Annotated in this window: 16 protein-coding genes; 4 read left to right on the top strand and 12 right to left on the bottom strand. The window is 66.8% G+C overall.

The annotated features are described in order from the left end of the window. Positions 1–11: 11 nt before the first annotated feature. The 4 genes from xoxF5 to MKK51_RS07830 all read left to right on the top strand — a co-directional run bounded on the left by xoxF5 (position 12) and on the right by MKK51_RS07830 (position 3994). Positions 12–1778, top strand: a complete 1767-nt coding sequence (gene xoxF5, locus MKK51_RS07815) for a lanthanide-dependent methanol dehydrogenase XoxF5 (protein WP_243976363.1) — start codon at positions 12–14, stop codon at positions 1776–1778. 134 nt (positions 1779–1912) lie between these two features. Next, a complete protein-coding gene (locus MKK51_RS07820) occupies positions 1913–2521 on the top strand; it encodes a c-type cytochrome, methanol metabolism-related (protein WP_279601027.1) in 609 nt (202 codons plus the stop codon). Next, entirely contained in the window at positions 2521–3375 is an 855-nt protein-coding gene (xoxJ, locus tag MKK51_RS07825; RefSeq protein ID WP_243976147.1) for a rare earth element methanol dehydrogenase accessory protein XoxJ, read from the top strand. Before MKK51_RS07820 ends, xoxJ begins: the two co-directional genes overlap by 1 nt. 73 nt (positions 3376–3448) lie before the next feature. After that, positions 3449–3994 carry a murein L,D-transpeptidase family protein gene (locus MKK51_RS07830; RefSeq protein WP_243976149.1) on the top strand — a complete coding sequence of 182 codons (546 nt, stop codon included), beginning with the start codon at positions 3449–3451 and terminating at the stop codon, positions 3992–3994. Positions 3995–4004: 10 nt separating this feature from the next. Here MKK51_RS07830 and folK read toward each other — a convergent pair whose 3' ends face one another. The 12 genes from folK to MKK51_RS07890 form a co-directional block, all read right to left on the bottom strand. Further along, positions 4005–4478, bottom strand: coding sequence for a 2-amino-4-hydroxy-6-hydroxymethyldihydropteridine diphosphokinase (folK, locus tag MKK51_RS07835; protein WP_243976150.1), 474 nt, complete (start codon positions 4476–4478; stop codon positions 4005–4007). Then, a complete protein-coding gene (folB, locus tag MKK51_RS07840) occupies positions 4475–4852 on the bottom strand; it encodes a dihydroneopterin aldolase (protein WP_243976152.1) in 378 nt (125 codons plus the stop codon). The genes folK and folB overlap by 4 nt, the downstream gene beginning before the upstream one ends. Then, positions 4849–5637, bottom strand: coding sequence for a dihydropteroate synthase (gene folP / locus MKK51_RS07845; RefSeq protein ID WP_243976365.1), 789 nt, complete (start codon positions 5635–5637; stop codon positions 4849–4851). Before folP ends, folB begins: the two co-directional genes overlap by 4 nt. Positions 5638–5901: 264 nt before the next feature. After that, the gene (locus MKK51_RS07850; protein ID WP_243976153.1) at positions 5902–6270 is read right to left on the bottom strand and encodes a hypothetical protein; all 369 of its coding nucleotides are present in this window, start codon (positions 6268–6270) and stop codon (positions 5902–5904) included. Then, a complete protein-coding gene (locus MKK51_RS07855; protein ID WP_243976155.1) occupies positions 6251–6964 on the bottom strand; it encodes a hypothetical protein in 714 nt (237 codons plus the stop codon). The genes MKK51_RS07850 and MKK51_RS07855 overlap by 20 nt, the downstream gene beginning before the upstream one ends. After that, complete coding sequence (gene pqqE / locus MKK51_RS07860) at positions 6961–8118, bottom strand: pyrroloquinoline quinone biosynthesis protein PqqE (protein ID WP_243976158.1); 1158 nt, start codon at positions 8116–8118, stop codon at positions 6961–6963. The genes MKK51_RS07855 and pqqE overlap by 4 nt, the downstream gene beginning before the upstream one ends. Continuing rightward, on the bottom strand, positions 8115–9191 hold the full coding sequence (gene pqqC / locus MKK51_RS07865) for a pyrroloquinoline-quinone synthase PqqC (RefSeq protein WP_243976160.1): 1077 nt from the start codon (positions 9189–9191) through the stop codon (positions 8115–8117). The genes pqqE and pqqC overlap by 4 nt, the downstream gene beginning before the upstream one ends. 148 nt (positions 9192–9339) lie before the next feature. Next, positions 9340–10239: a pyrroloquinoline quinone biosynthesis protein PqqB gene (pqqB, locus tag MKK51_RS07870; protein ID WP_243976162.1), complete on the bottom strand. Its 900-nt coding sequence runs from the start codon at positions 10237–10239 to the stop codon at positions 9340–9342. 44 nt (positions 10240–10283) lie between these two features. Further along, positions 10284–10373: a pyrroloquinoline quinone precursor peptide PqqA gene (gene pqqA, locus MKK51_RS07875; RefSeq protein WP_018043604.1), complete on the bottom strand. Its 90-nt coding sequence runs from the start codon at positions 10371–10373 to the stop codon at positions 10284–10286. A 181-nt stretch (positions 10374–10554) separates the two neighbouring features. Beyond that, on the bottom strand, positions 10555–11259 hold the full coding sequence (locus MKK51_RS07880; RefSeq protein WP_227438101.1) for a response regulator transcription factor: 705 nt from the start codon (positions 11257–11259) through the stop codon (positions 10555–10557). Continuing rightward, entirely contained in the window at positions 11256–12869 is a 1614-nt protein-coding gene (locus MKK51_RS07885) for a sensor histidine kinase (RefSeq protein ID WP_243976164.1), read from the bottom strand. Before MKK51_RS07885 ends, MKK51_RS07880 begins: the two co-directional genes overlap by 4 nt. Positions 12870–12961: 92 nt before the next feature. After that, positions 12962–13168, bottom strand: coding sequence for a hypothetical protein (locus tag MKK51_RS07890; protein ID WP_243976166.1), 207 nt, complete (start codon positions 13166–13168; stop codon positions 12962–12964). Between the last annotated feature and the right edge of the window lie 94 nt (positions 13169–13262).

Consider the following 13262-nt stretch of genomic DNA (forward strand, 5'->3'; position numbering starts at 1 on the left):
TCCGGCGTGGTGTGGGGCGGTCGACCCGAGCCATACCACCGGACGCAGTCGTGCAGCGCTCGGCCGATCCGGCCCCGCAGGCACTGCAGACGGTAGATTACGCCAACACGCGCGACTCGAAGCTCGACCAGATCAACGCCAGCAACGTGACGCAGCGGCAGGTGGCCTGGTCGTTCTCGACCGGCGTCCTGCGCGGCCACGCGGCTTCGCCCATCGTCGTCGGCAACATGATGTGCGCCCACACCCCCTGCCCGAACGTCGTCTGCGCCCTCGACCTCGACAAGGACGGCGTGATCGTCTGGAAGTACGAGCCCAAGCAGGACCCGAGCGTCATCCCGGTGATGTGCTGTGACACGGTCAACCGTGGTCTGGCCTATGCCGACGGCGCCATCATCCTGCACCAGGCCGACACCACGGTCGTCTCGCTGGACGCCAAGTCCGGCAAGGTGAACTGGTCCGTCGTCAACGGCGACCCCAAGAAGGGTGAGACCAACACCGCCACCGTCCTGCCCGTGAAGGACAAGATCATCGTCGGCATCTCCGGCGGCGAGTTCGGCGTGCAGTGCCACGTCACCGCCTACGATGCCAAGTCGGGCAAGAAGGTGTGGCGCGGCTACTCGGTGGGCACCGATGATCAGTTGATCATGGACCCCGAGAAGACCACGTCGCTCGGCAAGCCCGTCGGCAAGGACTCCTCGACCAAGACCTGGGAAGGCGACCAGTGGAAGACCGGCGGCGGTTGCACCTGGGGCTGGTTCTCCTACGATCCCAAGCTCGACCTGATGTACTACGGCTCGGGCAACCCCTCGACCTGGAACCCCAAGCAGCGTCCGGGCGACAACAAGTGGTCCATGACCATCTGGGCTCGTAACCCCGATACCGGCATGACCAAGTGGGTCTACCAGATGACCCCGCACGACGAGTGGGATTACGACGGCATCAACGAGATGATCCTCACGGATCAGAAGGTTGACGGCAAGGATCGTCCGCTCCTCACCCACTTCGATCGTAACGGCTTCGGCTACACCCTCGATCGCGCCACCGGCGAGCTCCTGGTCGCCGAGAAGTTCGATCCGGTGGTGAACTGGGCCTCCAAGGTCGACATGGACAAGGGCTCCAAGACCTACGGTCGCCCCCTCGTCCAGGCCAAGTACTCCACCGAGCAGAACGGTGAAGATACCAACTCCAAGGGTATCTGCCCCGCGGCCCTCGGCACCAAGGATCAGCAGCCTGCTGCGTTCTCGCCGAAGACCAACCTGTTCTACGTGCCCACCAACCACGTCTGCATGGACTACGAGCCGTTCCGGGTGTCCTACACCCCGGGTCAGCCCTATGTCGGCGCGACGCTGGCCATGTACCCCGCCCCCAACAGCCATGGCGGCATGGGTAACTTCATCGCCTGGGACGGCGTCGCTGGTAAGATCAAGTGGTCGAACCAGGAGCAGTTCTCGGTGTGGTCGGGTGCTCTCGCCACCGCCGGTGACGTGGTGTTCTACGGCACGCTCGAGGGCTATCTGAAGGCCGTCGACTCGAAGACCGGTAAGGAACTGTACAAGTTCAAGACCCCGTCGGGCATCATCGGCAACGTGATGACCTACCAGCACAAGGGCAAGCAGTTCGTCGGCATCCTGTCGGGTGTCGGTGGCTGGGCCGGCATCGGCCTCGCGGCCGGCCTGACCGACCCGAATGCCGGTCTCGGCGCGGTGGGTGGCTATGCCGCTCTCTCGAACTACACCAACCTCGGTGGTCAGCTGACCGTCTTCGCGCTCCCGAACTAATCGGTCGCACGAAGTCTGAGACGATAGGGTGCCGGCGCGGGTTTCCGCGCCGGCACCTTTATGATTAGATCGTTATTAAGAACACTTCGAACGTCGGCCGAACGGGTCGACGGTTGCTCCTGGGAGAAACGTCGTTGCAGTACCAAAGCAAAGCCGCCATCCGTCCGCTCGTGGCCGCCCTCGTTTTCGCATTCGCCTCCGCCGGCGCCGTTCAGGCCCAGGACGCCAAGCCCGCTGCCGATCCTGCAGTGGCCAACCAGCTCGACCCCAACTCTGCTGAAAAGGACGCCAAGCTTCTCGACAAGTATCAGGCGGTGAAGGTCGAAGACGGCAAGTATTTCGACAAGGACGGCGCCCCGACCTACCACATCACCAACGACGGCAAGAAGTTCGACTGGTACGCCTATTCCGGCTACCGCCGCTATCACGCCGAGTGCCATGTCTGCCACGGCCCCGACGCCATGGGATCGACCTACGCGCCCGCCCTCAAGGACTCGCTCAAGCGCATCTCTTATGAGGAATTCATCGGCATCATCGCCGGCGGCAAGCAGGACATCAGCTCGAGCGGCACCAACGTCATGCCCGCCTTCGGCGATAACAAGAACGTCATGTGCTACGCCGACGACCTCTACACTTACCTGAAGGCCCGCGCCTCCGGCGCGATGCCGCGCGTGCGTCCGACCGACAAGGAAGAGAAGCCGGAAGCGGCCAAGAAGGCCGAGAAGGAGTGCCTGGGCGGCTAATGGCTCGCTTTGGCTCCGTTTCCACGGCGTTCTGCGCGCTCCTGCTGATCTCGGCAGGGGCGCGTCCCGCGCTCTCTCAATCCCTCCCCGATCTCGTCACCACCGATGTCCTGCGCGTCTGCGGAGATCCCGGCAACATGCCGTTCTCCCAGCGCAAGGAGGACGGGTTCGAGAACAAGATCGCGGCGATCGTCGCCGACGAATTGAAGGTCAAGCTCCGCTATTACTGGCTGACGCAGGGGCCTGGATTCGTCCGCAATACGCTGGGCACCGGCCTGTGCGACCTGATCATCGGTTCGGCCGCGGGCGGAGAACTCGTCCAGCACACCAACCCTTATTATCGCTCCAGCTACGCCCTGGTCACCCGCGCCGGTGATTTCGAGGGCGTGACGAAGCTCGACGACCCGAAGCTCAAGGGTAAGTCCATCGGCGTCATCGGCGGCACGCCGCCTGTGAACCGGATGGGCGAGGTCGGCCTCATCTCCTCCATGAAGGCCTACGCGCCCTACCAGCTCGATCCCGCGCGCAAATACCAGACGGTTTCCGCCGAGGTCGTCGGCGATCTCGCCGAGAAGAAGATCGACGCGGCGATCCTGTGGGGGCCGGCCGCCGGTTGGCTCGCCAAGCAGAGCGGCGTCGCCATGAAGGTCGTGCCTCTTCTCCAGGAGCCGGATCGTCCCGCTCTCACCTTCCGCATCGCCATGGGCGTGCGGATGGAAGAGAACGACTGGAAGCGCAGCCTCAACACGATCCTGCGCAAACGCCGCGCCGATATCGAAAAGGTCCTGCGCGACTACGACGTTCCGCTGCTGGAGGACGAAGGCAACAAGCTCCTCGAGCCGGCGGCGCCCTGAGATCAGGCCTTGCCGGTCGTCACGATCGGTGGGGTTTGCTATGAGCCTCCCGAATCAACGGGGGAGGGCGGCGATGGGACGATGGCGGAGCGGTCTTGCGGTCGCGGCTTTCGTCGCCGTCCTCGCCGTGGGCATCGTCGCAGCCGATCGCGCGCAGATTGGCCGCGTCGCTCCGGATCTTGTCGCCGAGACCGACCGCGCCGACCGCGTTCTCGTGGAGAAATCCGCCCGTCGCCTGACCCTGTTTCGGGACGGGCGAGTCCTGGCGACGTATCCCGTCTCCCTCGGCTTCTCCCCCGTCGGCCACAAGCAGCGGGAAGGTGACGGGCGCACGCCGGAGGGGCTCTATTCCATCGCCTATCGCAACCCGCTCAGCGTCGCGCATCTCTCCCTGAAAGTGTCCTACCCGAACGAAGCCGACACGGCGGCCGCCCATGACGGCGGCTACGAGCCGGGCGGGGACATCATGATCCACGGCATCATGAACGGCTTTTCCTGGCTCGGCCGTTTGCACCGGTTGAGGGACTGGACCAGCGGCTGCATCGGCGTGGCCAATGACGAGATGGCAGCCATCTACGCGCGGGTGGATGTGGGCACGCCGGTGGAGCTTCGGCCCTGAACGACCGACCTCAGTCCCGCACGATACCGGCGGTGTCGAGTTTCGACAGGGCTTGGCTCACGGTCTCGGGACCGATCACCAGATCCGGCGCGATCTCGGCGAGGGGAACGAGGACGAAGGCGCGCTCGCGCACGAAACGATGCGGCAGGACAAGGCGTTCGTCGGAGATCGCCGCTCCCTCATATGAGAGCACGTCGATGTCGATGATGCGCGGTCCCCAGCGCCGTTCGCGCACCCGGCCCATGGCTGTCTCGATGGCGAGGCCCGTCTCCAGCAGGGCGTGCGGGGTGAGGTCGGTCTCGACGGCGACCGCCGCGTTGAGGAACCAGTCCTGGTCCGTATCGCCCCAGGGAGGCGTGCGGTAGTCGCTGGAACGGGCCGTGAGGCGGATGCCCGGACTGGCTTCGAGCCGCCGTATCGCCTCGGCGATGGTTGCGGCCTTGTCGCCGATATTGCTGCCGAGACCGAGATAGGCGGCCGTCATCGCGCGAGTCCCGCACGGCTGCGCAGAATCGAGATGGCGACGCCGTCGATCACCGCCGGGACCGGCGCGCTCGGCTTGTCGACGCGCACGATGATGCTGTCCACGCCCTCGAACCGGTCGAGGATCTCGGCGGCGATGGCCTCGGCCAGCGCCTCGATGAGGGCGAAGCGCCGGGTGGTGGCGATCCGCACGACGATCTCGGTGAGGTCGGCATAGCTCACGGTCTTCGCCATGTCGTCCGACAGGCCTGCCGGCCGCAGGTCGGTCCGGCAATCGAGCGAGATGTAGAAGCGCTGGCCGATCCGCGCTTCCTCCTCGAGGAGGCCGTGATAGGCGAAGACGGCGATGCGTTCGACGAGGATGCGGTCGGTCATGAGGCTGTCCGCATCACGGCGTCGACCACGCGCAGGGCGTCGACATGGGGGGCCACGTCGTGGACGCGGACGATGTCGGCTCCCAAGGTCGCGGCGAGGACATGGCTCGACAGCGAGCCGGTGAGGCGATCCACCGGCTTGGTCTCGGCATCGTGCAGGCGCCCGAGCATCGATTTGCGTGAGACGCCCACCAGGATCGGAAAGCCCAGCGCCTTGAGTTCGGGCAGGCGCCGCAGGGCTTCGAGATGCTGGGCCCAGCTCTTGCCGAACCCAATGCCGGGATCGAGCACGATGTCGGCGTCCGGGATGCCGGCGCGGCGGGCGATTTCGAGGGAACGCTCGAAGAAGCGCAGCATGTCGGCGACGATGTCGATGGCGGGATCGATGGTCTCGCGATTGTGCATCACCATGACCGGCGCACCATGGGCGGCGGCCACGCGCGCGATGTCGGGCTCACGTTGCAGGCCCCAGACGTCGTTGACGATGCGCGCGCCCGCGGCCAGCGCCGCAGCGGCGGTGGAGGCCTTGTAGGTGTCTACCGAGATCGGGACGGCGAGGCGCGGGGCGAGATCCCGGATGACGGGCAGGATGCGGGCCTGCTCCTCCTCCGCCGACACGGGCGTATGGCCCGGCCGCGTCGATTCCCCGCCTATGTCGACGAGGGCCGCCCCTTCCGCCACGAGGGCATCGGCCTGGGAGCGTGCCGCTTCGACATCCTCAAAACGGCCCCCGTCCGAGAAGGAATCCGGGGTGACGTTGAGAATGCCCATGACGAGCACGCGCATCCCGAGGCCGGGCAGGAGGGTTTTCAGGGCAGAGGCGGGAGAGGACGTCACGGGGGCTCTTCGACGAGGGATCGAACTTGATGCTGTAGACTAGGATGATCCCATTCTTCCACCTCATCGTGAGGTGCCGAAGCAAAGCGAAGGCCTCGAAGGAGCCCTCCAGATCGCACCGCGAGCGTTGGAGGGCTCCTTCGAGGCCGCTTCGTAGCGCCTCGGGATGAAGTGAATGGGTGGGATCGCCGTATCGGAGGTGGATCCTGCCGGTCACACCCCGCCGCGATAGCAGCGTATCTCGGCCTCGGCCTGTGCGCGACGGAGATCGGCGACCTTGTCGTCGAACACCTTGGTCGAGCGGAACTCGTTCGAGCGGGCGCCGATGCCCTGGCGCATGGACAGGACGGTGCTCGCCTGAACATATTTGTCGTAGGTGAGGATCGAGGCGAGGGCGTCGATGGAGCAGGAGCAGCGCGAGAGCGATTCCCGCGACTGCCCGTTGGCCGCCATGCATCCGAACACGTAATCCGCCCGCGCCTCGGTGGGGTAGTCGTTCTCGCCGTCGACCGCATGGGCGGGAGCACCGGCAAGGCCGAGCATGAGGGCGACGAGGCCGCCTTTAGCCAGCGTTCGGATCATAGGTCAGGTTCTCCTGGAGAAGTTCGCCGCCATCCGCCGTCTTCGACTGCGCCTCAATGGAGAGCAGCTCGCCGGGCACGGCGGGCGACGTCACGAAGGTATATTTCAGGTTTTCGAGACCGCGCATGCGGTCCTTCATCTTGTCGTCGACGAAGGGCTGCACCTCCACCCGCCAGGCATCCACGGTCTGCCCCTTCACGGTGGCCGTCGTCGCGGTCACGGTCGCGTTGTCGCGCAGGGCCTTGCGGATGCCGTTCTTGATGTAGCGCGGGTTGGCCGACAGCACCTTGGCGAGGTCGATGAGGTGATGTTCGAGGAAGAGCGTCATCACCGGGTTGCCGGGCATGTCGTTGAACGGGCCGGCCGGGAAGCGGTTCGCGCCCGAGAACATCTGCACGCGGATCGTCCGGTTCTCCGGCGCCCCGCCCGGCTCGATGGTGAGCTTGATCTGGTCGTCCATGGTCGGGCCGAACGGACCCTTGGAGATGCCGCTGCGCCGGAGATAGGAATAGGTCAGGGTCGAGCCCGGCGCCACGTTCTTCATCTGCGGCTCTTCGAACAGCAGGTCCGAGGCGTTGGGCGGGGCGGCGGTGTTGGCCTTGGTCACGGCGGGGGCGTCGGTCGGGGGCGTGCCCTGCGCCAGGACGGGCAGGCCGGCAAGCGACAGGGCGAACGCGACGAGAACGGGCTTCACAGGGGAGCATCCTCTTTCAGGGGCGGCGGCGCAGCGCGGTCCACGTTGCTGCCGATCGTCCGGTAGACATAGTCGGGCGGCGTCTCGGCCGCCTCTTCCTTGGCGAGTTCCCGCACCTTCGAATGGAGCGGGGAGAGCGAGCAGGCCGGGTCGGTGGCGGCGGCATCACCCGCCAGAGCCAGCGCCTGGCAGCGGCAGCCGCCCCAATCCTTCTCGCGCCGGTCGCAGGAGCGGCACGGCTCCTTCATCCAGTCCGTGCCGCGATAGGCGGTGAAGGCCGGGGAGTTCGCCCAGATGTCGGCGAGCGAATGGTCGGAGACGTACCAGAATTCGAGATGCTTGATGGTCTCGGCAGCGTGGCAGGGCAGCACCTTGCCGGCCGGCGTGACGTTCATCAGCTTGCGGCCCCAGCCGCCGGCGCAGGCCTTGGGGTATTTCGCATAGTAGTCGGGCACCACGAGATCGATGACGAGCTGGCCCTTGAGCCGTTCGCGCGCCGCCTCGACGATGCGGATCGACTGATCGACCTGGGCCTTGTCCGGCATCAGGGCGGCGCGGTTCACGTAGGCCCAGCCGTAATACTGCGTGTGGGCGACTTCCAGGCGCTTGGCGCCGAGCTTGACGGCGAGGTCGATGAAGCCCTCGACCTCGTGGATGTTGCCCCGGTGGATCACGGAATTCAGGGTCAACGGCAAGCCGAGCTGCGTCACCCGCTCGGCGAAGGCGAATTTCTGCGGCTGAGCGTTCTTCAGGCCGCCGATTTTTTCCGCATTGGCCGCGTCGACGCCTTGCACCGAGAGCTGCACGTGGTCGAGCCCGGCATCGTAGAGGGCATCGAGCTTGGCCAGCGCACCGCCGACGCCCGAGGTGATGAGGTTGGAATACAGGCCCAACCTGGCGCAGGTCTGGGTGATCTCGACGATGTCGTTGCGGGCCGTGGGCTCGCCGCCGGAGAGGTGGACATGCAGCACGCCGAGGCCCGCCGCCTCCGTCAGCACCCGCTGCCATGTCGCCGTGTCGAGCTCGCCCGAGCGCCGATCGAGTTCGAGCGGGTTCGAGCAATAGGGACAGCGCAGGGGGCAGCGGTGGGTCAGCTCCGCGAGGAGCCCGACCGGAGCCGGCAGGGAGGGGGTATTCGGCGTGATGGCGTTCATCGCTCCAGAACCCGTTTGGTGGCGAGGTCGTTGAGCATGGCCAGGACGTCGGCCTCGATTACGTCCGGGTCGGCCGCGAAGGTCTCCGCGAGTTTCACCGCGATGTCGCGCACGCTGCGCTGGCCGTCGACCAGCGACAGGACCGCCACGGCGTTGGCGTCGAGGTCGAAGGTGCGCTCGGGCGCCAGCAGCACATGCTGGCCACGGACCTCGTCGTGGCGCAGGCGCACGCCGCGGGGCAAGCGCGGCACGTCAGCCGACCGGACCGTGCCGGTGCCGGCCGCCTGCGCCACCTCGGCCACGAGGCCGGTTCCCGGAACCCAGGCATCCGGCGGGGTCATGCCGGGCGCCACATAGGAGAAATACAAGGCGTCGAGCTGCGTCCAGAGCACGTTGCACTTGAAGGTCAGCGCGGCCATGGCCTGCCGTTGAAGCTCCGGCGTGGTGGCGTGCTGCTTGACGTAGTCGATGGCGAATTCGGCGTCGCGCGGGGCCTGGGTCAGGCGCTTGTCGAAATAGGCCAGCGTGTCCTTGGTGATGAAGTCGTAGTTCTTCAGCATCCCGGCCACGCGCTCGGAGATGATCGTCGGCGAGAACATCTCGGTGAGCGAGGAGGCGATGGCCTCCAGAAGCGAGCGCTCCTTCACGAAATGCACATAGGCATCCACCGAGAAGCGCGTCGCCGACAGGATCCCTTGTGTCGACTCCACGTAGTCGCGTCGGAAACCGACCCCCTCGGCGAGCTTCAGCCAACGCTCGATGCCGCCGTCTCCGGGCGCGTCGCCGTCATGGTCGACGATGCGCTGGCGCCAGACCCGTCGCAGGCTCGCATCCTCCATCCGGGCGAGGACGGCGGCGTCCTTCACCGGGATCATGGCCTGGTAATAGTAGCGGTTGAGCGCCCAGGCCCGGATCTGATCCTTGTTCAGCTTACCGTCGTGCAGCAGGCGGTGGAACGGATGCAGGTTGTGGTAGCGCCGCGCGCCGATGTCGCGCAGCGCCGCCTCGAGTTCCTCGGGGCTGAGCAGGCGCTGGGACTCGTCGGTCTTGGGCGTTGGGAAAGGCGCGGTCATGGCGTGGCTCGGCGTTTCGACGAAGGGCGGCGAGAAGAACTTTTCTTATAGATGGCGACGATCTCCGTGAAGGCCACGGACCTGAATCGCACAATCCTATTGGACACAATATAAGATGGCGGCATTAAAATGCCAGCCGGACGGCGATCTAGAGCGCCAGGGTCAACCCGTCATGGGCGACGGTCCAGCCCTCCGCCTCCACCGATCGGCGTTCGTCGGACTCTTCCACCAGGACCGGGTTGGTGTTGTTGATATGGACGAAGATCCGGCGACCGATCTCCACGTCGGAGAGGGCCGCGATCGATCCGCCGTCGCCGGTCATGGGAACATGCCCCATCCGCCATCCGGTCTTCACGCCGACCCCGGCACGGATCATGTCGTCGTCGAGGAGCACCGTTCCATCGAACAGAAGCGCATCGACCCCCGAGATGCGCTGCTTCAGTCCATCCGTCACGCGGGCGCAGCCGGGGATGTAGGCGAGGCGGCGCCCACCGGCCTCGATCATCGCGCCCACCGTGGTCTCGGTCTCGGCACCGATCTCCATGGTCTCGTCCTCGAGCCAGAGCGGCACCTTGCCGGGCACCGAGAACAGCGTGACGGTGAGCCCGGGGACCGGTTCGAACGTATGGTCGAGGGCGATCTTCTCGCGCTTCACCACGTCGGCCGCCATTACGTCGAAGACGCGGTTGGCATTGACGGAATCGAGGATGCCGGAGGTGGCGTAGAGCGTGTAGGGCTGGCCCTCGCGCAGGGTCAGCAGCCCCGCCACGTGATCGACGTCGCCGTTGGTGAGCAGCACGGCATGGATCGGCGAGTGGCGCAGGCCTTCCTGCGGATGCATCGCCGGATTGTCGAAGAGTTGCTGTCGGATGTCCGGGGAGGCGTTCACCAGGAGCCACCGCTCGCCATCGGGCGACACGGCGATGCTCGACTGGGTCCGTGGACGCACCTTCGAGGAATCCTCGCGGGCGAGGGAGCAGATGGGGCAGCGGCAATTCCACTGGGGAAGGCCGCCGCCCGCAGCCGAGCCGAGGATCACGACATGCATGGCTGAACCGGCACGGCCTCGATCCTCACGCGCGACACGATATCTCAGTTGAAGGTGTCGATCTCAGCCGACTCGTAGCTGGTGACTTCCATGCCGACACAGATCTCGGAAACGACGGGGGCAGCCCAGGTCATGGTGTTTCTCCTCGGTATGTTTCTTGGACGTCAGCAACCGCCGGATCTCGTATTAAGGAGATCCTAAGACACTGACGGCGCAGTCATTTCTGTCGCGGGAGCTATATCGACAATTCCGCCGGACTCTTCAAGCGATAAATTGCCGGATTATCCCAGGAGGCGGCGAGAAAGCGCACCATGCTCAATGGCGAAAATCCTGTCCGCGCAGGTCGAGCATGAAGCCCCGGCCCCGAACGGTGACGATGACCGGTCCGCCGAAGCGGACGAAATCCGAGAGCTTGGTGCGCAGGTAACCCACGTAGACGTCGACCACATTCAGCGACAGGCCACCCTGGCCGGCCCAGAGCTTGTCGAAGATGTCGCCGCGGGACACCGGCTGGTTGGCCTTGTCCATCAGCAGGGCGAGCAGCTCCGATTCGCGGGGCGTGAGGCGCGCCGTCGCATCCCCCAGGGAGACCTGCCGGATGTTGAGATCGAGGACGAGCTTGCCGGCGGTGACGATGGTGCGCGGCTGGTCCGATTCCTTGCGGCGCAGGAGATGCGTCTGCAGGCGGGCCAGTAGCTCGTCGAAGACGAAGGGCTTCACGATGTAGTCGTCGGCCCCGAGCGCCAGCCCTTCGGCCCGGTCGCGGACTTCGTCGCGGGCGGAGAGGAACAGGATCGGGCCGGGATAGCCGCCCTCGCGCAGGGAGCGGCAGACGTCGTGGCCGGACCCGTCGGGCAGGGTGATGTCGAGGACGACGGCACCGGGCGCGTCCTCGCGGGCGGACGTCAGCGCGTCGTCGACGCAACCGGCCACCCCCACCGAAAATCCTTCCGCTTCGAGGCCCCGGGCCAGCATGGCCTGGATGTCGCTGTCGTCCTCGACGATGAGCACTCGCGTCATGCGACGCCTTCCTTCCGCTTGGTCTCGTCCTGGTCCCCGGAAACGAGGTCGAGGACGGGCAGGATCAGGGTCACGCATGCCCCCCTGCCGTCCGCGCCCGTCCCGAGGCCGATCGTGCCATCATGCCGCTCCGTGACCCAGCGCGCCAGTGCCAGGCCGATGCCGAAGCCGGTTTCACCCGAACCGCCCTCGCGCCGGAAGCGCTCGAACAGGTCTCCGGCGGCATCGGGAAAGCCCGGCCCGTCATCGGTGATGGTGATCGCGGCCGATCGCCCGTCGTCGAGGCGAAGGGCGACCACGACCCTGGTCAGCCCCGTGGCGTGCCGCAGGGCGTTGTCGATCAGGCTCTCCACCACCTGCCGCAGCCATTCCCGGTCGGCGAGAAGGGTCGCGTCACGGGGGGCGGGGTCGAGGGTGAGGCTCACCCGCCGGCGCGCCGCCTCGGAGGCGGCGCTGTCCACGGCGTCGGTGAGGATGGCCACGGCGCTGGCAGCACGCCGGTCGAGCTCGATCTGGCCGGATTCGGAGCGGGCGACCCGCAGCAGATCCTCGACGCGGCGCTGGAGCCGCAGGGCCCGTTTGCGGATGGTGGCAAAGACCGGGGCGTAATCGACCCCCGGCCGGCCGGCCGAGCGGGCGGCGATGTCGCATTCGCCAAGGATCACGGTGAGCGGCGTGCGCAATTCGTGGCTGACATCGGCGAAGAAGCGCCGACGCGAGCGGTCCACCGCCTCCAGGCGCTCGTTGGCGGCGCGCAGGTCAGTGGTCCTCGCCTCCACCGTGTCCTCGAGGGCGGCGCGGTCGGCGGCGAGCCGCCCTTCACGCCGGGCGAGGCGCGCGGCCATGCGGTTGAAGTTCGCCACCAGCAGGCCGAGTTCGTCCCGCGTCGCCACCGAGAGCCGCGTGTCGAGCTCACCGCGCCCGACGGCCCCCGCTGCCCGCCGCACCGCCTCGATCCGCGCCAGGGTCGGCCGGGTCACCGCCCGGTACAGGACGAAGACCAGGGCCAGCGCCAGGACGACGGCGGCGAGCGACGCGATCCGCAGGGTCGAGGACAGCTGGCGCGCCTCGTCCGATCCCGCGATCATCGAGCGGCGCTCCACCTCGATGAGGAAGGAGAGCGGCTGGCCGGTCATGGCGCCGAATCCGTTCAGGGCGCCGCGGATGGAGTTGCGCCGCTGGTCCTCCTCGGATTGGCGCAGGACCTGGGAGACCTGCCGGTCGAGGATGGCGCGGGCCGAGCGGAGCTGGGCCAGCGGCCGCGTGCGCGCGGCGTACTGCATCCGGTCGAGGGGATCGTCGCTGACGGCGATGCTCTTGCCCAGCGCCTCGTCCACGGCGACGAGCGCCCGGTCGACATTGGTGCGGGCGATGGCGAGACCCTCGGGCTGGGCATCGGGGTTGCTGACGGTCTCCAGCGCGGCGAGGCCGTACTGGGTCATGCGGCCGGACAGTTCCACCAGGAGTTCGAGCCGTGCCTGCGCCGCGAGCGTCCGGTCGATGGTGCGCTCGGCCGCGCCGATGGAGCCGAGCACCCCGAGTGCTGCCAGGATCACCAGGAAGGCAGCGCCGCCGAGCAGCAGCGCGAACCGGACTTTCAGAGAGCGCATCGCGTATGGCCGCCCGTGTCTCGCCGTTCCCTCGATGGCGAGCGATAGCGCAATCCGCCCCGGCGTCCAGACCCTTCACGGACGGGGCGGGGTCACAAGTCTTTCGGCAGACTCTCCCGCGCCGCGCAACGCCACCGCGTCACGTGCCATTCGGGGTGGCTCTCCTGCCAGGTGGCGAGTGCGCTCTGCGCGGTGCGCAGGCAAATGAACGGGTTCGTTGCCTCGTAGGACAGGGAGATCCTGTCTTCCTTACAATGGGAGGGCTGCGCCGCGAGACATATGGAGAGCAGGATCAGCATAGGGCGAATGCCTCGGTCCGGGAAGGACAATTCGGCAATGGTCCGTCAGACCGGCGGCCGGACGCAAGAGTGGATTGGGGCCTCCTCGTGCGCA

Source organism: Methylobacterium sp. E-045 (genome assembly GCF_022829685.1).
GTDB lineage: Bacteria > Pseudomonadota > Alphaproteobacteria > Rhizobiales > Beijerinckiaceae > Methylobacterium.

Bases quoted from the DNA above. Each gene is read 5' to 3' on its own strand.
- xoxJ (WP_243976147.1), top strand. From the start codon at position 2,521: ATGGCTCGCTTTGGCTCCGTTTCCACGGCGTTCTGCGCGCTCCTGCTG.
- MKK51_RS07830 (WP_243976149.1), top strand. From the start codon at position 3,449: ATGGGACGATGGCGGAGCGGTCTTGCGGTCGCGGCTTTCGTCGCCGTC.
- folK (WP_243976150.1), bottom strand. From the start codon at position 4,478: ATGACGGCCGCCTATCTCGGTCTCGGCAGCAATATCGGCGACAAGGCC.
- folB (WP_243976152.1), bottom strand. From the start codon at position 4,852: ATGACCGACCGCATCCTCGTCGAACGCATCGCCGTCTTCGCCTATCAC.
- folP (WP_243976365.1), bottom strand. From the start codon at position 5,637: ATGCGCGTGCTCGTCATGGGCATTCTCAACGTCACCCCGGATTCCTTC.
- MKK51_RS07850 (WP_243976153.1), bottom strand. From the start codon at position 6,270: ATGATCCGAACGCTGGCTAAAGGCGGCCTCGTCGCCCTCATGCTCGGC.
- pqqE (WP_243976158.1), bottom strand. From the start codon at position 8,118: ATGAACGCCATCACGCCGAATACCCCCTCCCTGCCGGCTCCGGTCGGG.
- pqqC (WP_243976160.1), bottom strand. From the start codon at position 9,191: ATGACCGCGCCTTTCCCAACGCCCAAGACCGACGAGTCCCAGCGCCTG.
- pqqB (WP_243976162.1), bottom strand. From the start codon at position 10,239: ATGCATGTCGTGATCCTCGGCTCGGCTGCGGGCGGCGGCCTTCCCCAG.
- pqqA (WP_018043604.1), bottom strand. From the start codon at position 10,373: ATGACCTGGGCTGCCCCCGTCGTTTCCGAGATCTGTGTCGGCATGGAA.
- MKK51_RS07880 (WP_227438101.1), bottom strand. From the start codon at position 11,259: ATGACGCGAGTGCTCATCGTCGAGGACGACAGCGACATCCAGGCCATG.
- MKK51_RS07885 (WP_243976164.1), bottom strand. From the start codon at position 12,869: ATGCGCTCTCTGAAAGTCCGGTTCGCGCTGCTGCTCGGCGGCGCTGCC.
- MKK51_RS07890 (WP_243976166.1), bottom strand. From the start codon at position 13,168: ATGCTGATCCTGCTCTCCATATGTCTCGCGGCGCAGCCCTCCCATTGT.